The 20,457-nt window shown below is 45.1% G+C and carries 14 protein-coding genes; 11 read left to right on the top strand and 3 right to left on the bottom strand.

Annotated elements, in window-relative coordinates:
* Nucleotides 1-7: 7 nt before the first annotated feature.
* On the bottom strand, nt 8-928 hold the full coding sequence (gene nikB, locus AC1DVK_RS14010) for a nickel ABC transporter permease (RefSeq protein WP_061464897.1): 921 nt from the start codon (nt 926-928) through the stop codon (nt 8-10).
* Between the two features lie 12 nt (nt 929-940).
* Entirely contained in the window at nt 941-1,843 is a 903-nt protein-coding gene (nikC, locus tag AC1DVK_RS14005) for a nickel transporter permease (protein ID WP_061464895.1), read from the bottom strand.
* Between the two features lie 210 nt (nt 1,844-2,053).
* On the opposite strand from nikC, the gene AC1DVK_RS14000 reads away from it, so the two are divergent.
* From AC1DVK_RS14000 to AC1DVK_RS13965, 8 genes are all read left to right on the top strand, one after another.
* The gene (locus tag AC1DVK_RS14000; RefSeq protein WP_410861564.1) at nt 2,054-3,610 is read left to right on the top strand and encodes a glutathione ABC transporter substrate-binding protein; all 1,557 of its coding nucleotides are present in this window, start codon (nt 2,054-2,056) and stop codon (nt 3,608-3,610) included.
* 66 nt (nt 3,611-3,676) lie between these two features.
* Complete coding sequence (locus tag AC1DVK_RS13995; RefSeq protein WP_477626721.1) at nt 3,677-5,191, top strand: amidohydrolase family protein; 1,515 nt, start codon at nt 3,677-3,679, stop codon at nt 5,189-5,191.
* Nucleotides 5,188-6,735, top strand: a complete 1,548-nt coding sequence (locus tag AC1DVK_RS13990; RefSeq protein ID WP_477626720.1) for an amidohydrolase family protein — start codon at nt 5,188-5,190, stop codon at nt 6,733-6,735. Before AC1DVK_RS13995 ends, AC1DVK_RS13990 begins: the two co-directional genes overlap by 4 nt.
* A gap of 60 nt (nt 6,736-6,795) precedes the next feature.
* Nucleotides 6,796-8,361 (top strand): glutathione ABC transporter substrate-binding protein, encoded by a 1,566-nt coding sequence (locus AC1DVK_RS13985; RefSeq protein WP_061464890.1) that lies wholly within the window; start codon nt 6,796-6,798, stop codon nt 8,359-8,361.
* Between the two features lie 166 nt (nt 8,362-8,527).
* Nucleotides 8,528-9,775 (top strand): amidohydrolase family protein, encoded by a 1,248-nt coding sequence (locus AC1DVK_RS13980; RefSeq protein WP_208857032.1) that lies wholly within the window; start codon nt 8,528-8,530, stop codon nt 9,773-9,775.
* 26 nt (nt 9,776-9,801) lie between these two features.
* On the top strand, nt 9,802-11,052 hold the full coding sequence (locus tag AC1DVK_RS13975) for an amidohydrolase family protein (RefSeq protein WP_477626719.1): 1,251 nt from the start codon (nt 9,802-9,804) through the stop codon (nt 11,050-11,052).
* A 28-nt stretch (nt 11,053-11,080) separates the two neighbouring features.
* Nucleotides 11,081-12,328, top strand: coding sequence for an amidohydrolase (locus tag AC1DVK_RS13970; protein WP_477626718.1), 1,248 nt, complete (start codon nt 11,081-11,083; stop codon nt 12,326-12,328).
* 493 nt (nt 12,329-12,821) lie between these two features.
* Nucleotides 12,822-14,117 (top strand): uracil/xanthine transporter, encoded by a 1,296-nt coding sequence (locus AC1DVK_RS13965; RefSeq protein ID WP_089364229.1) that lies wholly within the window; start codon nt 12,822-12,824, stop codon nt 14,115-14,117.
* A 305-nt stretch (nt 14,118-14,422) separates the two neighbouring features.
* Here the strand turns inward: AC1DVK_RS13965 and AC1DVK_RS13960 are convergent, their stop codons facing one another.
* Nucleotides 14,423-14,776: a hypothetical protein gene (locus tag AC1DVK_RS13960; protein ID WP_477626717.1), complete on the bottom strand. Its 354-nt coding sequence runs from the start codon at nt 14,774-14,776 to the stop codon at nt 14,423-14,425.
* A 117-nt stretch (nt 14,777-14,893) separates the two neighbouring features.
* Here AC1DVK_RS13960 and AC1DVK_RS13955 point away from each other — a divergent pair, with 117 nt between their 5' ends.
* Genes AC1DVK_RS13955 through AC1DVK_RS13945 form a run of 3 tightly spaced genes read left to right on the top strand, consistent with a single transcriptional unit; the run spans nt 14,894 to nt 20,375 of the window.
* Nucleotides 14,894-16,840: a putative thiazole-containing bacteriocin maturation protein gene (locus tag AC1DVK_RS13955; protein WP_477626716.1), complete on the top strand. Its 1,947-nt coding sequence runs from the start codon at nt 14,894-14,896 to the stop codon at nt 16,838-16,840.
* Nucleotides 16,837-18,780, top strand: a complete 1,944-nt coding sequence (locus AC1DVK_RS13950; RefSeq protein ID WP_477626715.1) for a TOMM precursor leader peptide-binding protein — start codon at nt 16,837-16,839, stop codon at nt 18,778-18,780. The genes AC1DVK_RS13955 and AC1DVK_RS13950 overlap by 4 nt, the downstream gene beginning before the upstream one ends.
* Nucleotides 18,781-18,803: 23 nt before the next feature.
* Nucleotides 18,804-20,375 carry a SagB family peptide dehydrogenase gene (locus AC1DVK_RS13945; protein WP_477626714.1) on the top strand — a complete coding sequence of 524 codons (1,572 nt, stop codon included), beginning with the start codon at nt 18,804-18,806 and terminating at the stop codon, nt 20,373-20,375.
* Nucleotides 20,376-20,457: the final 82 nt, after the last annotated feature.

Below are 20,457 nucleotides of genomic sequence, written 5' to 3'. Positions count from 1 at the left end.
TACCTCCTTAATTCAAGTCTATTCTTTTGTTAAAGTATCGATAGAGGACATCCACTGCCAAATTCATGAATACGAAGATAACGGAAGCAATAAGGACCCCGCCTTGAACCATTGGCAAATCCCTCGTTCTGATTGCATCAACTATCAATCTCCCAAGACCATTGATGGCAAATACGGACTCTGTCAATACTGTACCGCCGAGTAGTGCACCGAACTGGAGGCCCACGACCGTAATGACGGGGATAAGCGCATTTTTCAGGCCATGTTTATAAATGATGACATATTCTTTTAATCCCTTTGCTCTTGCAGTCCGGATGTAGTCCTGGCGAACGACTTCGAGCATGCTCGACCTGGTCATCCTTGCTACAATGGCCGCTCCGCCGGCCCCAAGGGTTATGGCTGGGAGAATCATGTGCCTAATGGTTCCCCAACCTGAAACCGGAAACCAATGAAGGTTTACGGAAAAGAAGTAGATAAGCATCAGACCTAACCAGAAACTAGGTAATGAGATTCCTAATAAAGCAACGATCATGATGGAAATGTCAGATACCGAGTATTGCTTGGTTGCCGAGATGATTCCTGCCAGCATTCCCAGGACAACGGTTATGAAAATGCTTGCAAGTGCCAGTTCAAGGGTGATTGGCAAGCGGACCATGATTTCGTCCAAAACAGGGCGGCTGCTGCGGAGAGATTCTCCAAAGTCACCTTGTACAGCATGAATGATATAGTCTGCATACTGATAGAGGATTGGACGATCAAGGCCAAGATCATGTCGCAGCGATTCAATCGTTTCTTTAGTAGCCCCTTCACCTGCAAGCAGTGTTGCCGGATCTCCAGGGACCATTTGCATGATGAGGAAAACAACAAGACTCACTCCTAGTAAAACCGGTATGGTTTGAAAGACCCGTCGGATTATAAAAACGAACATTTTCTCTCCTCCTTATTTTTTCATTCTTGGATCCAGGGCATCTCTAAGTCCATCCCCGAAGACGTTGAAACCCAGCACCAGTGTTGATATGGCTATTCCGGGAAACAAGGCGATGTGAGGGGCGCTGAACAAATAATCCCGACCGCTGCTCAGCATGGCTCCCCATTCCGGTGAGGGAGGCTGGGCTCCCAATCCAAGGAATGATAATCCGGCTGCCGACAGAATGGCCGTTGCCAGACGTAATGTAGCTTGAACGATGACGGGTGATAGAATATTCGGAAAAATGTGCTTGCGTATGATCGTGAAGTCAGTGGCTCCCAATGCACGAATGGCATCGATATATTCCAGCTTCCTGACTGACAATGTGGAACCGCGTACAATCCGGGCAAACATCGGTATGGAAAAGACACCGACCGCTACCATTACATTGATTAAACTTGGGCCAAGGGCACTAATGATGGCAAGAGCCAGCAATATTCCCGGGAAAGCCAGCAGAACATCGACAATCCTCATAATGATGGTATCGATCCATTTTCCGTAATAACCTGCTGTTAACCCAAGCAGTATGCCGATGAACGCCCCGAAGAATACAGAGACAAACCCAACCGTTAATGAAAGCCTCGTTCCATATAATAATCTGCTTAAAATATCCCTTCCCTTATCATCCGTACCCATCCAATGTTCGGCTGACGGAGGCTGGAGTTTGTGGACTAAATCAATTTCATAGGGATCCTGTGGTGAAATCAAAGGTGCAAACATGGCCAATAAAATATAAAAAAGTACGATGTACCCGCCTATCAATGCCAATTTATTTCTCTTGAATTTTTTATAAAAAGCTTTCCAGTTTCTTAGTTTTGGAGATTTTCTTTCGTTTACCTTCAATTCGGTATTATTCAAGACGACCTCTGGCTTCATTGGATTTCCTCCTTTTCTTTCATTAAATTTATTCAAAATATGTATTGAAGTAAATATGATGCGGAAAAGCAGTAAAGATAATTAAAAAATGAGTAAAGATTCTGAAAATATAAAATTCTTTTTTTTCTTATAATTTGAAGTAAGCCCGATGTACTCATAGCTGAAAGTTACTTGGAGAAACAAAGGCAGGTTGAAAAGGGAGGAAATAGAATGAGAAAAGGTATGATTGGGGTACTATTCGCATCGTTATTAGGCATCTCATCCATTTTATCTGGGTGTGCAACAGATCAAACCGGCAGCAAGGAACCGGAAGAAAAAGCGAAAGAAGGAGGTACACTAATCGTCGCCCGATTATCTGACGCGACCATCCTGGACCCTCACTTCATAACAGACATTCCATCAGCAAACGTCGTTTATGAAAAGGTTTATCAAACATTGGTCGTTCCTGATAAAAACATGGATCCTAAGCCGCTGCTGGCAAAAGAGTGGAAACAACTGGATGATGTCACTTGGGAATTTAAATTGCAAGAGGGTGTCAAGTTCCATGATGGAGCTCCATTCAATGCCGAAGCGGTGAAAACCAATTTCGACAGGATACTGGATCCGGCAACAGCTTCCCCGCAGGCTGGTAAATTGGAAATGATCAAAGAAATTAAAGTGGTTGACGATACTACCGTACAATTCAAGCTGAAATATCCTTATGCTCCACTGTTATCTATTTTAGTTAGTAATGAAGGAAGCATCATCAGCCCTAAAGCCATTAAGGAGCATAGTGATAAACTAGGCCAAAACCCCGTTGGGACAGGACCCTTCATTTTTAAATCGTGGAAGCCCGGTGAAGAGATCGTACTTTCGAAAAACGAGGACTACTGGGGGGATGAACCTAAGATTGATGGGGTAGTATTCAAGGTTGTACCTGAAGATGCTACGAGGATTGCGATGATTGAAACGGGTGAAGCACATGTGACCGATCAAGTGCCAGTGACCGAGATTGAGAGGATCGAAGCATCGGACACGATGGATTTATATCGCACGGAGGGACTTGCAGTTGAATACCTAAGCTTCAATGTTAAGAAAAAACCTTTCGATGATGTACGTGTCCGTAAAGCGGTCGCACATGCCATCGAGGTCGATTCGATTATCAAAGGGGTTTATAACGACGTCGGTACGAGGGCAAATTCAACAATGAGCCCAAAGGTGTTTGGCTATGATCCGGATATAAAAGGCTACGACTATGATATTAATGAATCGAAGAAGCTCTTGACTGAAGCAGGGGTCAAGGATGGCTTGGAGTTTACACTGACAACGAGTGATCGTAAGGAAAGGATCAACATGGCGGAGGTGATTCAATCCCAGTTAAAAGGAATTGGAATTAAGGTCAAGATTCAGGTCCTTGAGTATGGGGCTTACATTGACGCGACCGCTAAGGGCGAGCACCAAGTATCGATAGGCGGCTGGGGCAATGCTACCGGCGATGGAGATTATAATCAATTCAATCTTTTTGATAGCAAATCCCAAGGTGCTGCGGGAAATAGTTCATTCTATAGCAATCCGGAAGTGGATAAATTGATTGAAAATGCACGTCAAGAATCGGATGGCGATAAACGTAAGGAACTATATTCGAAGGCACAAGAAATTGAAAGGGAAGAAGTTCCATATGTTCCTATTCGCAACTATGAGCACTTGGCCGTATATGGAGGGACGGTTAAAGGGCTTTGGCTGAATCCGGCAAATTATTTAATGCTCGATGATGTAACCGTGAAGTAGGGAATTCAGCAAAAAAGGAAGGCAGCATAAGGATGTTATGCTGCCTTCTCAATTAGGAGGGGAAATATGATTGATTTACTGCTAATCCATGGGACCGTGATAACCATGGATCAAAACAGGAGAATTCTGTCGGATGGCGCCATCGCCATAAATCAAGGAAGGATTTTAGCCGTTGATGCAACCGAGAAACTGCAATTGAAGTATGAGGCTGTAAAGGTCATTGATTGCAGCCATCAGTGTATATTGCCCGGATTAATAGACGTTCATGGTCATGGGGGGCATTCCATGTTCAAAACGATAGCGATGGAGAATATTGATTTTTGGATGCCCATCATGACAAATACGTATAAACATTTTGTAACAGATGATTTTTGGTACTACGAAGGAAAGCTCTCCTCTCTTGAGAGATTAAAGGCGGGTGTGACAACAGGTGTGAGCGTTTTAGGGTCCATGCCACGATCCGATGAACCGATTTTCGCCATCAATCACGCAAAAGCATACGCCGAAGTGGGGATCAGGGAAGTGGTTTGCACCGGGCCCTGCAACCCTCCATGGCCACATTCGTTCAGTCGGTGGATTGACGGAAAGAGAATGGTAAAGGAAGTTTCCTATGAAGAAGTATTGAAGGGGGCAGAAGCTGTAATCGAGGCACTGAACCATGCAAATGAAGACCGCACGAGAGCCTTCATTACACCATTTGTCATCGTTACATCCGTTGATCCTTCCAATCCCACATCTCCTGACAGGCTTTATGGGCTGAATGAACATGATCTTTATCAAGCGAAGAAAATAAGGGAGATTGCCAGGAAATATAACACACGGATACACTCTGATGCCTTTGGCGGGATGATTCATTTAGCGATACAGGATAAGGAAAATGCCTTGTTGGGTCCAGATGTTCATTTACAGCACTGTCGCGGCATTTCCTTCGATGAGGCAAGAATATTGGCGGAAACAGGTACAAACGTCAGTGCATCACCTGGATTTGGCCAGGTTCATGCACGTACCCCCATAACCGAATTATTGGAGATGGGGGCAACTGTGGCAATCTCCACGGATGGGACTTCCCCTTCCACAAGTTTCGATATGTTCCAGGCAATGAGGAAAACACAGTTTGTTCACCAGGCAGCCCTTAGGGATTACTATTATTTACCCCCAGGCAAGCTGTTGGAAATGATCACGATAGATGCTGCGAAATGCATTGGCTGGGATGATGAAATAGGCTCCCTGGAGATTGGGAAAAAAGCCGATGTCATTACGGTCAATCTGCATCAGCCACATCTGACCCCTGAATTCATGCATGTTCATCGGCTTGTGTTTCAAGCAGTGGCGAATGATGTGGAGCATGTCATCGTGGATGGGAAATTGATCATGGAAGGGAGGAATGTACGGACCGTTCATGAAAGTACAGTGCTTGATGAAGCGAATGAGGAGGCCTTTTCAACGATAAAGCGTGCCGGGCTCGAAAAGTATATGCAACCGACGAAATATTTCTGGGGACACGCCAGGGCATATGTAGATGAAAAGCGATATGACGAACGAGAAGACGCTGCCGGCCATGCGGAAAGGGGAATAAGATGAAAACCAAGCTTAAAGGAAGATATGTAATTGGGTATGATGGGTGCGATCATGTCATTTTGGAAAACGCAGAGATCGTTTATGAAAAAGACACGATACTGTATGTAGGGAAAAATTACAATGAAGAAGTGGACGAGGTAATGGATGCCGGTAACGCCATTATCAGTCCTGGGTTCATAGATTTAAATGCATTAGGGGACATTGACCATGATATTTTACATTTTGAAGCCAGTACCAACAGACAGAAAAACCTTCTCTGGTCAGAGAATCATATACAAAGCGGACATCCCGAATTAATGACCGAGGAAGAAGAATCCTTTAAATCTTTATATGCTTATTCACAACTCATTCTTCATGGTGTGACGACGGCCATGCCTATCACTTCCGTTTTTTATAAAAGCTGGGCCGAAACCTATGAAGAATTGGCAGCTGCGGCAAAACATGCAGCTGAATTGGGGTTAAGGATTTACCTGGGCCCGAGTTTCCAATCAGGAATGAGAGTCGTCCAGCCTAACGGAAATATAAAACTGCATTGGGATGAAAAAGCCGGTGAAGCGGGATTGCAAAAAGCGGTGGAGTTTGTAGAAAAATTCGATGGAGCCCATGGAGGTATGGTCAGAGGGATGCTCGCTCCAGAACGCATAGAGTCCCAAACGGCAGAGCAATTAAAACAGATCAAATATTACAGCGAAAAATTGGATGTCCCGATTAAGCTCCATGCCGCACAAGGAAGTTTTGAATTCAACACCATCTGGGAGGCCCATCATGTTACACCGATCAGATATTTGTACGACCTTGGTTTTCTCGGTCCAAGAACAGGGATCCCGCATGCCCACTTTGTTTCAGGATACAGTGGAGCGAAATATGGACAGGGTGATGACTTGGCGCTACTAAGAGAAACGAATACAACGGTGATTCATTGCCCCCTGATTATCGGGAGGCATGGGGAAGCGTTAGAATCATTCGCTAAATATAAAAGGGCTGGGATCAATATAGCCCTTGGAACGGACACCTTCCCTCCGGATATGTTCCAGAACGTAAGGATAGGGAGCATGCTCTCACGGATGGTGGAAGGAGAAACGGACGGCTCTGTCTATGCCGATTTCTTTCGGTCAGCCACACTTGATGCGGCTGCTTTTCTTGGCAGGAACGATCTTGGCCGCATTGCAGCAGGGGCAAAAGCTGATATCATTGCGATTGATTTGGACAGATATCATATGGGCGTAATCGATGATCCCATTCGGACCATGTTCGTAAGTGGGTCTGGGAGGGACGTTAAATTATCCATCATAAATGGAAAAGTAGTCATGAAGGATCAAAAAATCCCCAATCTTGATTTAAAAGAAATCAAATATAAGGGGCAAAAGTATTTTGATAAGATGAGAAGAGGATATCTGGAAAGAGATTATCAGAAGCTTCCCGAGAAAGAATTGTTTAAGCCATCATTTAAGATCGTGGAATCGATAAGCGATGCAAAAGCGAGAAAACAATTTACGAAAACAAGTAAAGAAAATGAAAAACATAGTAAAGATTTTCAAAGTAAATAGTCAGAATATTTCCTATAATTAGATAAGTGTTCAAAAAATGAAATCTGGAGGTCGAAGTCCATGGGATTGAAGCGTGGGGCAGGAAAGCTTTTCCTAATCATGTTCATGGTTATCATCATTACTGGCTGTTCTTCTAACAATGACGTAAGCACAACAGCAAGTGATCCGAACAAAGCATCAAACGAAGGGGGTACACTGGTCATTGCCCGCTTATCCGACGCCGAGAATTTGGATCAGCAGTTCATGTCCACGATTAACGCCGCTAGCGTCACTCACCATAAAATCTATGAAGGTCTTGTCCAGCGTGATGAGAATAGTGAGATACAGCCTATGCTGGCCGAAAAATGGAAGCAAATAAATGACACGACCTGGGAGTTCAAGCTTAGGCATGATGTAACGTTTCATGATGGCACACCATTTAATGCAGCTGCAGTAAAAAAGACGTTTGATCGACTATTGGATCCGTTGGTCGCTTCTCCTAGAGCGGTAGTATTCGATATGGTAAAAGAAGTGAAACCGGTTGATGAATATACCGTGCAATTCATTCTGAAGGAACCTTTTTCCCCGCTGCTTTCCATCTTGGCGAATCACGAAGGCGGAATCATCAGTCCAAAAACGATTGAAAAGTACGGAAAAAAAATTATCCAAGAACCGAATGGAACAGGTCCTTTCGTTTTTGATTCATGGTCACCAGGCCAAGAAATTACCTTGATGAAAAACAAAAATTATTGGGGAGACAAGCCAAAGGTGGACAAAGTTATCTTCAAGGTCGTCCCTGAAGATTCCACGAGGATATCGATGATAGAAACGGGAGAAGCACATATTGCAGAACCTCTTCCTGTAGCTGTCATGGACCAGGTAGAATCCTCAGCGGCTATGGATGTTTACCGCAATGAAGGGTATGGTACCGAATATATAGGATTTAATGTAAATAAAGAACCGTTTAATGATGTCCGTGTTCGTAAAGCCATAGCCCATGCCATTGAAATGGATTCCATTATTAAGGGTGTCTTTAATAATGTTGGTGTAAAGGCAAATTCCTTAATGGGATCTAAGGTATTCGGGTACGACGCTGATCTGAAAACCTATGATTACAATCTTAAAGAAGCAAAGAAATTGATGGCTGAAGCTGGTTATTCTAAAGGTCTTGATGCGACTATTCTAACAATGGATAGTAAAGAAAGAGTTAATTTGGCAGAAGTACTTCAATCACAGTTAAAAGGTATCGGGATCCATTTGAAGGTTCAGGTCATGGAGTACGGTTCGTTCGTTGAACAAGTAAATAAAGGGGAATCGGAAATGTTCATCATCAGTTGGAGAAACGCGACAGGGGATGCCGATTATAATCAATATAATCTATTTCATACGGAATCACAGGGAGCGGCTGGAAATACCTTCTTTTACAGCAATCCAAAGGTTGATAATTTAATAGATGCTGCCCGTAAAGAAAAAGACGAAGAAAAACGCAAAGACCTATACTCAGAAGCACAAGAGATTGAGATGAGTGATACCCCATATATTCCTGTAAGGGTCATTGAAAATGTTGCCGCAGTCTCGAAAGGTGTAAAAGGGTTTTCAATCAGTCCTTCAGGCTATCTGGAAATAAATGAAGTAACGATAAAGTGATGGGGAGATAAGAAGAAAGGGTTCATCCATTAGGGTGAGCCTTTTTTCTTTGGCACAATAAGTAAAAATAACATAAAAAAGAGTAAAAATTCTGAAATTATTAGATGACCTTAAGAATTATAATGAAAGGGACGCATGTTCAATCTGGAATGGAAGGGTGAGTTTAATGTCACAATCGTATTGGTTGACGAATGTACGCTTGGAAAATGGTTTTACTTATGATGAAAATGAAACGATTACCGGTACTGAAACGGGAAATTACCACATTAAGATTGAAAATGGAATAATATCATCCATTTTATTAGCGAAGGAATCGATAACAGATCAGGACCCACAGCATGATGTTCACGGTCTCCTGATGGTCCCTTCATTTAAAGAAATGCATATTCATATTGATAAAACGTACTATGGCGGACCTTGGAAGGCTTGCATGCCTGCCATTAATGGCGTGAAAACCCGGATAGAGGAAGAGCAGGTCTTACTTCCCGAGTTATTGCCTACCGCTAAAGTAAGAGCAGAAAAAATGCTGGATTTATTATTGGACTTCGGATCTACCCATATACGCACCCATTGTAACATTGACCCCGTGATAGGTCTGAAAAATTTAGAGGCCACCATTCAAGCGTTAGAAGGGTATAAGGATAAATTGACGTATGAAATCGTCGCATTCCCACAGCATGGACTATTACGCTCAAATTCCGCAGGATTACTACGGGAGGCCATGAAGTATGGGGCGAATCTTGTAGGAGGCGTGGATCCCGCCACAATTGATGAAAATATAGAGCGGTCCCTTGAAACGATCATGGATATCGCGGTTGAATCGAATTCCGATATCGATGTCCATTTACATGATCCGGATCAGCTTGGACTCTTTACGATGCAACGTCTCGCTTCCATGACGGAAGACGCAGGCTGGCAAGGAAGGGTAACGGTTAGCCACGCCAGCGGTTTGGCAGATGTTTCAGTTCCAGAAGCAACGAGTATAGCCGAAAGGTTTTCGGAAACAGGAATATCCATTACATCCACAGTGCCTATCTTCAGGACGATCCCCATCCCCCTGCTCCATGAAAAAGGGGTGAAAGTCGAACTGGGTAATGACAGCATCACTGACCATTGGACACCCTTTGGCATTGGGGACAATCTGGAAAAGGTCGGCCGCCTTGCAGAGAGGTTTCGCATGATTGACGAACGCTCATTAGCTAAAAGCCTGCAATTCATAACGGGAGGGACTACCCCATTAAACCAAGACGGGATCAAGGCATGGCCTAATGTCGGGGATGTGGCGAATATCGTTTTGCTTGAAGCAAGCTGTTCAGCGGAAGCGGTGGCCCGAAGATCAAAGCGTGCCGCTGTCATCTTCAGGGGCAATGTAGTTAGCGGATCTATTTCATCTTTCGAGACGACAGGTGTTTAATCTTCTATTAAAGAGAGTGAAATTTGATGAATAAAGCATACTGGCTTACAAACGTTACACTTGATAGTGGATTTGTTTTTGAGAATGAAAGAATTGTTCGAACAAAGACAGCTCCATACAACATGTATATAAAAGATGGGATCATAGAGGAATTGCAATTGGTCTCAAGTATGCCTTTGAAAACGGATATGCCCGTTCAAGACGCGAAAAAGCTGCTTGCACTTCCTCCTTTTAAAGAGATGCATAACCATCTGGACAAGACCTATTTAGGACTGCCCTGGAAATCATGCACTCCGGTTCCGAATTTAATGGAACGCTTAAAACTAGAAGCGAAAGAGCTTGCTGAACTTGCTGAAACTGGGCGACTCCGGGCTGAACGGATGCTTGAACTATTGTTAAGCGGCGGTGCGACGCATATAAGGACGCATGTTAACATTGACCCATACATCGGTATGAAAAATTTGGAAGAAATTCAAAAGGCGCTAAGTAGTTTCAAAGGAAAAATGACATATGAGATCGTGGCTTTCCCCCAGCATGGACTGCTAAGGACGAATTCAAAAGGGTTAATGAGACAAGCGATGAAAGAAGGGGCGGCTTTGGTGGGAGGCTTGGATCCTGGTGGAGTGGATAATAATATTGAAGCTTCCCTATATGAAATGGTGGATCTAGCCGTTGAGTTTGATGCAGATATTGATATCCATATACATGATCCAGGTCATCTTGGATTTTATACGATCAAGAAACTGGCTTCTTTAATCGAGGAAGCTGGATGGAAAAATAGGGCGGCTGTCAGTCATGCCTTTGCACTTGGGGATGTCCCTATTGAAGAATCACATGAACTGGCCAGTATTTTATCAAACCTAGGAATAGCCATCATGTCTACTGTTCCGATAAACCGGGTAATTCCCCCCATTGATTTACTTCATGAAAAGGGTGTCCATGTTGCTCTAGGATGTGATGGTTTTTATGACTCCTGGTCTCCATTCGGTACAGGAGATATGCTGGAAAAGGCAGGAAGATTGGCTGAGAGGTACAACTGGAAGGACGAGTATGGATTGTCTCAATCGCTCCAATTCATTACGGGCGGGGTCAAGACACTGGACCCTGAAGGAAATCGTGTATGGCCGAATGTGGGAAATGACGCAAGTATGGTATTTGTGGATGCATCAAGTGCTGCCGAGGCAGTTGCCAGGAGATCGACGCGCGCAGCAGTCATGGTCAATGGAAATCTTGTTTACGGTGGACTCGACTGTGAATCCGCCTTGAAGGCGAATTGAATGTCTATTTCAAGAAGGGATGAAGGGCATGAATACAATCTATTTGTTAAAGAATGTTCGTTTGGAATGTGGTTACCGGAAAGAGAATGAAAGAGTTACAGGAACGATAACCGGGCTATTTCATCTGTTGGTGAAGGATGGAAAAATCACGAAGATTATCAAGGATGGGGAAGCCATGCCTACTGATTCACCAGTGGAAGATGCAAAAGGATTGCTGGCATTACCCTCCTTCATTGAAAAGCATGTCCATCTTGATAAAACACTGATGGGGGATGCTTGGAGAGCATGCACTCCTTCTTCGAGTGTCATTGAACGCTTTGAAAATGAGAAAAAGGTTTTGCCTTCGATTGCAACTAGCACATGTAAACGTGCAGAGTCTTTACTGGAAATACTTTTAGCTTCTGGCTCCACACATGTACGGACTCATGTTGATATCTACCCGGAAGTGAGATTGCAAAACTTAGAGCAAGTACAACAGGCGCTTGCCGGCTATTCTAGTAGACTCAGTTCAGAAATCGTCGCATTTGCCCAGCACGGATTGTTGCGGTCGGGTTCTGCCAAGCTTGTCAGGGAGGCATTGCGAAACGGAGCAGGAATCGTCGGGGCAGTCGATCCAGCATCAGTCGATAACAATATTGAAGCTTCGCTTGTACAATTGATGGATCTAGCAGTGGAAGCGGACGCTGATGTCGACTTGCATTTACATGATCCCGGGCACCTGGGCACGTTCACCATGAAACGTTTGGCAGCTCTGACCAAGCAAGCAGGCTGGGAAGGCAGGGTAGCATTAAGCCATGCGTTCGGTATAGGGGACGTATCCAAGGAAGAAGCCTATGAGCTGGCTGACATTCTTAGGGATGCGGGGATTTCGATCGTCACCAGCGTCCCCATTAACAGGCAGATGCCCCCTGTCGATTTATTACATGAAAGAGGGGTTGAAGTATCAGTAGGTAATGATAATATCTTTGATGTATGGTCACCTCTAGGGAATGGCGACATCTTAGAGAGAGCCGGCAGGCTAGCGGAACGCTTCAAATGGATTGATGAAGTCTCCCTATCTCGAACACTTGGGTATATAACGGGCGGAAAAACTCCATTAGATGAAAATGGTAACCGAATATGGCCGAAAGCTGGGGATGCTGCAAGCTTAGTATTGATTGATGCGAGCTGTTCTGCAGAAGCAGTTGCGAGGCGTTCTGAACGTAAAGCGGTCATTTACAAGGGGAATTTAGTTTCCGGTTCACTGTATAAACAAAAGCAGTCAATAGAGTTGTAAGGCTAACCTAAGGATCTCTGGATACTTCCGGATTTCCTTTTTATTTGGGTTTTGAAAGTCTAGCAAAACAGGCTGGCTGCCGTGTCTGCTCCCGTGTACTTTTTACTTACTGGCGTTATTTGTTGAGGAAGTAATTATTTTGCTATCATTTGTTAAGGATCTCCCTCCCATGTCATTATCGTTATTGCCCAATATACTAAATGGAGAATTCGATTCAAAAAAGGACTGGTTAACAATGCTCCTTTTATAAAGGGTTTGGCTTCCGCTTGTCCGTAATCGAGTCCAGCCAACAAATTAGCAGGGAGCTGCAGCGTTTGTTATATTAATGGTAAGCTCTGATATTTTGTGTGGAATCTGGACCTTTATTCCGGCATGATGGACGGCAGTCATTAACATGGGTGTTGTCCTTTCGCCTTTGTTCAAGGGAAAGGCAATCGAACCATGTATTCACCATGATCTTTAAAAAGTATCATGTTCAAAGGAGATGGAATCTATGAAAAGCTGGAGATCTTCTGTGACTCTATTTTCTTCTTTTCAATGGTTGTTTTTTATTTTTGCAAATACGGTAGTAGTACCAATATCGATTGGCGCAGCTTTTGATCTTCCCCCAAATGTTACGGAAATGACCATGAGAAGCTCGCTCATTTTCACTGGGATCGCTTGCGTGATTCAGGGGTGGAAGGGACATAAGTATCCAATTATGGAAGGGCACTCCGGACTACTGTGGGGAGTGATGTTGAATTTAGGGTTATCTGCACCATCCATAGGGCTCGGTTATGCTGAAATAGGAGGGGGAATAGCGACTGGTCTCATTGCAGCTGGTGTAGTGACCATCATTATTTCTGCCTTCAACCTGATTTCTTATGTCCAGAAGATTTTCACTCCCATGGTCATGACCGTTTACTTATTCCTTCTGACGTTCCAGCTCATTTTTGTCTTTTTTAAGGGGATGCTCGGGATCACGGAGGATGGGGGAATTAACATCCCGGTCAGTATCCTGTCATTGGGGATTGTCTTTTTAGTAAGTATATTAAAGATAAAAGGACCAAGGACCATTAGCAATTTCTCCATTTTGATCGGGATAATAGTGGGGTGGATTTTTTACTCGCTGCTATTTCCAGAGGCTGGGGGAGAAATGGGGCCGGCGAGTGCCTCTTTTTCATTTTTCCCATTAGGTGTTCCAAACCTGGAATTCGGGATAATAGCGATTTCTTTTTTTGCAGGATTACTGAATTTGTGTAATACGTTCGCTTCCATTCAAGCTGCATCCGAGTTAATGGGGGATGAAGCTGACCACAAGCAGTATCGAAATTCTTTATTCATGACTGGCGGTTTTACCATTTTCGCTCCTGTGCTTGGCCTTGTTCCGTATACACCTTTTACTTCATCCATTGGATTTTTGCAAAGTACTCAAATCTATGAGCGGAGGCCGTTCTTATTTGGAGGCATGCTGTTGACCATAATCGGACTCATTCCTCCTTTTATCTCTTTCCTGGCCACCATGCCCATAACAGTCGGGAATGCTGTATTGTTCGTCGCTTACCTTCAACTGTTTGGCACGGCTTTCAACAGCGTCAAGGGTCAGCATTTTACTTCAGACACGATATTCAGGCTTGCCGTACCAGTATTGGTCGGAGTGAGCTTGATGAATATCTTGCCTAATGCATTTTCGGGCGTTCCCACGCTTTTACAGCCCTTTTTGACCAATGGGCTCATAATGGGTGTATTGATATCTATCGTGCTGGAGAAATCAGTAAACTGGAAGCGTTATGAACAACTGCAGAATTAAGGTGACTTTCCATTTAAGCATATCCTGGTGACCGATCGATATGGCTATACATAAATGATCCTCCATTGAAATAAGGAAGAGGAAAAGGCAAGTGACTTGTAAGAACCTTAATTTAAAGAGGTGTGCATGAAAGCCGGAAGGATGTAACCTTCTGGTTTTCTGTTTTTTCATTTGTCTTTTAATGGTGATCAGGCATTCGTCGTGAATGGGTATTTGGTGAAAATAGGCTTTTTCTTCAGTGGCAATACCCACTCCCTTTACATATTTTGTTGAAGGGAGTACTTAATGTGGTGTGGGTTCTTAGATTATCTTGATCCTATTTCCTTTTCTGTAATAAGTATTCCCTCAATGAATATATGGAGGTTATATAAATGTATGAGTTTCAAAATCAACTTCAAATGTTGAATGTAGACGATTTTCAGGTAAGCCAGCCAATTCCTTGGGATCAAGGCCAGTTCCAGCAAGGGTATTCTGACGATTCCCGACTCATTGGTTTCGGTTTTGGTTGTTTTGGTTGCCTTGGTTGCTTTATTGGGGGCTGTGGGTTCGGTCGTTGCGGAGGTTGTGGAGGCTGTGGTCGTTGCGGAGGTTGCGGTCGCTGCGGTCGTTGCTTCCGTTAAGAGTCCAGGTTTTAAAAAGAGGAGGAGATGTCCCTGCATTGATGCTGCAGGGACTTTTCTATGAGGTATTAGACATAAGAGACAAATTGTCATACATAGGATTAAAGTGAAGTGCTGAAGCAGAACCAAGAAAAGCTTCGGGTTAGGAGGATCGGAATGGGAAATATGACCCCTTCTATGCGTCTGAAAGTGAAAAGGGACACGTTTTTTCTCCCTGAACCAAACAGAGGTGTGTACTTCAGGAATAACATAAGTTCGTTCCGTATGGAGGGCAGTTCAATTGTTCAGTGGGTTGAAAAGCTATTACCGATGTTCAATGGGCACCATACATTAAGTGAATTAACGAATGGATTGCCTGACCCATATCGGAATCGTGTGATGGAGATTGCCGAGGTTTTGTACGCGAATGGGTTTGCTAGGGATGTGAGTCAGGATATTCCTCATCAATTAAGGGATCAGGTTGTTGATAGGTATGCTTCCCAAATCGAGTTCCTGGACAGTTGCGGCGATTCCGGGGCTCACCGTTTTCAAACTTATCGAAAGGGAAAGGCGTTGGCTATAGGATCTGGCCCATTGTTCCTTTCATTGGTGTCCTCGCTGGTCGAATCCGGATTGCCCACATTCCATATCCTCATTACGGACACGGTACCGACCAATAGACGAAGATTGAAGGAAATCGTTGAACATGCGCGTGAAAGGGACGAAGAGGTAGCCATAGAGGAGGTCGTGCTTGAGAAGGGAGCGGGGAATGAATGGCAGGAGATCACGCGGCCTTTTGACTCGATATTATATGTGTCACAGGAGGGTGATATAGGGGAATTAAGAGAACTTCATTCGGTGTGCAGGCAAGGGAAAAAGGTTCTGTTCCCTGCATTGGTCATCAATCAAGTAGGCATGGCTGGTCCGCTTGTCCATCCTGATTCCAAGGGGTGTTGGGAGTCAGCGTGGCATCGTTTACATCAAACTGTGCTGGAAAAGAATCAGGCGTCTGCTTCTTTTTCCTCCACAGCCGGAGCGATGTTAGCCAATATAATGGTATTCGAGTGGTTTAAAGAGGCTACAGGTGTTACTACAGCAGAACAAGCCAATCAATTCTATCTGTTGGATATGGAAACATTGGAGGGAAAATGGCATCCATTTCTTCCACATCCGGGGGTGACGGGAAAAGGAGCCGCTAAATGGATTGAAGATTTTGATCAGCGGCTCGAACAGAAATCGGGCAGGGGTGAGCCTGGGAAAGTGTTTATGCATTTCAGCCGGTTGACATCGGCGGAATCCGGAATCTTTCATAGTTGGGAGGAGGGAGATTTAAAACAGCTGCCGTTGGCTCAATGCCGCGTTCAGGTTGTTGATCCGTTGTCGTCCGGCCCGGCCGAACTTCTGCCAGATATTATCCGTTCAGATCTGACGCATGAGGAAGCGAGGAGGGAAACCGGCCTGGCGGGGGTTGAAGCATATGTATCCCGAACACTCAGCCAGCTCGTACCGACTCTATCTCCGCTTAAAGGATCAGGCGAAATAAAGGAATCCATCGGTGTCGGAGCAGGGGAAACATTTGCTGAATGTGCTTGCCGCGGGTTGCAAAGCAGTTTGGATACAGAGTTTGGAAATAAGGAGTTCAACCAGGAGAATCTTGTGGCAGTCCAGTTGGCAGAGGTGGATGATGAACGCTGCCGGTATTATTTACAAGCGTTGACCCGGCTGCAAGGAGAGCCGATCATCGCGTTGGGTGAGGATGTGTCCGGTTTCCCTGTAGTTTGGGCAGGAACGAGCGATGGCTGGTCAGGCGCTGTCGGTTTGAATGTAACGATCGCATTACGGAACGCGTTGCAAAAGGCGGTTATGAAAGTCCAAAATCAGACCGTTTGCCTCACAGCTCCAGATTTAGTGGCATCGCCTGTTCTTAAAGAAGAAATGCCCTTGAATCTTGTGATTCCTTCGTGCGGGGTGACGGGGAATTCCGAGATATTAAAGTCCGCCCTTCAAGTCTTGGAGAAGAATAAGAAGCGGATCTTCGTTTTCGAATTAGAACTGGAACCTTTCTTGAAGGAAGAATTGGCAGGTGTGTTTGGGGTGTTTTTGCGAGAGGAGGAATCAGGGTGAAAACTGACGTATTGGTTGTCGGGGAAGGAGTGTTGGCCGACCATGTTCAAGGGGATCTGTCCGGCCAATATCAAGTCAATCGCCAAACCGATTTCGAATCAGGAATACCGCAAACGACGGCTATGGTCCTTGTGCTGCAAGATGCTTGGAATCCCGCTGTCCATCAAATGGCGGAAGAGGTGATAAGGGCAGCGGGTATTCCATGGCTGCGGGGGTTCGTATCATTTGGAGAGGGAGTGGTAGGTCCGCTGGTACGCCCGGGCATTCCGGGCTGCTCACAGTGTGCAGACCAAAGGCATCTCATGGCTGGGCGTGATCGTAAGGAAATGTGGGGAATCCGCAAGCAACTGCAAGATAATGGGGGGATACAGCGTGATGCGGCTGCATCCCGCACAGGCCTTTTGCAGATGGCACACCTGATTGGGGCAGAGGTAAAGAAGGTGATGAATGGAGAGCACGCCCGTTCGGAAGGACGTGTATCAATAATCAACATGAAGACCCTGAATGGTTCGTGGCACTCGTTTTTACCTGATCCATTGTGTATGGTTTGCAGCCGATTACCTGATGACTCGAAGGATCGTGCAAGGATTACGTTACAGCCAAGTCCGAAAGTCAGTCCCGACAGCTACCGAACCCGTTCAATGGAGGATCTGAATGAAGTTCTGGCCAAGGATTACTTGGACCACCGCATAGGATTCTTGAATAATAAAATGATAGACCTTGTGCCGCCTTTTGCCGATGTAAGTGTTAATTTGCCTTTGTTCATTGGAGATGAAGGGGCGGCAGGCCGGACTCTCTCATATGCCGCCAGTGAGATGACTGCCATATTGGAGGGCTTGGAAAGATACTGCGGATTGGAGCCCCGCGGCAAACGGACAGTCATGCATGGAAGCTATAGCAACCTGAAAGAGCATGCGCTCGATCCCATCAAGATAGGAGTACACTCGAAGGAACATTATGCACAGCGGGATTTCCCGTTTCAACCGTTTGATCCTGACCGCTCGATAGATTGGGTATGGGGCCATTCATTTTTGCAAGAACGGCCGATCTTGGTCCCGGAATTGCTTTCCTATTACAGTTTGGGCTGCGGAGATGGATTTGTTTATGAAACTTCCAATGGCTGTGCTTTAGGGGGAAGTTTGGAGGAGGCCATTTTCTACGGCATTATGGAAGTGGTGGAACGTGATTCGTTTTTGTTGACCTGGTATGCGCAGTTGCCTCTCACACGTCTTGATCCTTATTCTGCAAATGACAAAGAACTGGAATTGATGATTGAGAGGGCAAGGGCGGCAGGTGGATATGATATCTACTTGTTTAATTCGACCATGGAACACGGTATACCAAGCATATGGGCATTGGCAAAAAACAGGAAACAAAAAGGATTGAATATCATATGTGCGGCAGGGGCTCATCTGGACCCGGTCCGGGCGGTAAAAAGCGCGGTCTTCGAATTAGCGGGCATGATGCTGACCCTTGACGATAAATTGGAAGAGAACCAGGAGGAGTTTGAGAAAATGCTATATGATTCCTCACTGGTACGGCAAATGGAGGATCATGGCATGCTGTACGGTTTGCCGGAAGCGGAAGAGCGACTGCAGTTTCTGCTGGATGATGACCGTCCAATGCGGACGTTTGATGAAGAATTCAAGCAAATGCCAAAGCATGCGGACTTGACCGATGATCTGCAGGACATTCTTCAGGAGTTTCGACGGTTGAAACTCGAGGTGATCGTGGTGGATCAGACGGCACCGGAAATTGAACGGAATGGATTACATTGCGTGAAAGTGCTGATCCCGGGGATGCTGCCGATGACATTCGGGCATCATCTTACGCGGATAACAGGAATTGAAAGAGTACTGAAGATCCCGATGGAACTTGGATATGCTGACCGGCCGCTTGAATTCGAACAGCTCAATCCGCATCCGCATCCTTTTCCATAAGCGGTGACTTAGGAGGTAGGAGGATGAGTCTAGAGGCATTTCTGTACAATTTGCATTTTGATATCGAAAAGGCAAGCCCGCCGGATTGGGAAGTGGATTGGGATGATGCACCGCTAAAGTATAAGCTTTATCGTGACTTGCCTGTTTTTCCACTATCGCTGGAGGTGCCGCTGTCGCTTGAGGGGTGCAACGGGCCTTCCAAGCAGGACCTCGAAGGAATCGGTCATTTTCTCTGGTATGCATATGGCCTGACCCAAGTTAGTCAGTCACTGATATCCTTAGAGTCTGGGGACCTCATGCAGTCATTCCGGCGTTTTCCGCCATCAGGGGGAGCTTTGTATCCAAGTGAATTGTACGTGTACTTGAAGATGGATGAATTGCCTGCTGGCATATACCATTATGATGTGGCACACCACCGGTTGGTATTGTTGCGGGAAGGGGATTTTGATTCATATTTAACAAAGGCTCTTGGTGGAAAATTTGATATGTCTGCAAGTTTTGGAACGGTTTTTGTATCGACGATGTTTTGGAAAAACTTCTACAAATATAATAATTTTTCATACCGTCTGCAAGGGCTTGATGCGGGCGTGCTCATTGGACAGTTGCTCGAAGTGGCGAAACGGTTTGGAATCGCAGCTGGGGTGTGCTTCCAATTCCTTGATCGGGCCATCAATCACCTTCTTGGGCTTTCGGATGAGGAAGAGAGCACATATGCGGTGATCCCCTTATCGGCAGACACCAAATTTTGGTGTGCTGATGAAAGTAATGGTAACGGACCTGTCACTTCGACAGAATTATGCAGGGAATTGACGGGCATTCAGCCTGAACACTATGTTCGGTCGCAGAGAATCAGAGAATTTCCGATGTTAACTAAACTGAATGAAGCATCCATGATTGAGTCCACCCAATCATTCCGGCCAATCAAGCCAAAGAATGGGGCTGAATGCGAAGGAAAAGTGATAGCCCTTCCTATCGTGAAGCGGTTGTCCTATGATTTAGCATCAGTTTGCCGAAATCGATTTTCCCCTGAAATGGACTTCGTTCTAGGGAAGGTCAGTCAACTGCAACTAGCGGCACTCCTGCAGGAGGCAAGCGCTTCGTTCTCCTATCGAAATGATTTGGATGGAACAAATGAGAATGACGAACATCGCGTTTCCCTATACGCTTGTTTGTATAATGTGGAAGACATTCAAGATGGTGCTTACCATTATGACAGCATGACACATTCATTACGACAGATACAACCAGGAGATCATCGGCTCCGATTGCAATACGGAATGTCCTTGGATACCATGAATTTTCAGCAAGTGCCAATTTGCATAAATGTAGTTGGCGATCGGGATCATTCCAAAACGCAACTTGGATATAGAGGATATCGCATCCAGCACATGGAGGCGGGGATGCTCGTCCAGAGATTACTAATAGCGTCGTCAGCCCTTGGAATGAACGGGCACCCGCTGCTCGGCTTTGATGTGAAAATGTGTGATGAACTTTACAAGATCGGTGGTGGCCCCCAAGGAAAAACGAGTCTGATCCAAATCCCGATCGGCCATTATCGGAATCGTCCCTGGCTGATAGGAAGTTTGAATAATTAAAAAATGTAACTATGGCCTTCATTCCTTTTAAAGAATGGAGGCCGCAGTTTGTCGACAAAAGGGGTTCGGAATGTATTAATTC

Source organism: Peribacillus sp. P4_B1 (assembly GCF_056402395.1).
Note: the sequence above shows the minus strand (reverse complement) of the source record. Positions and strands in the feature narration are given on the sequence as shown.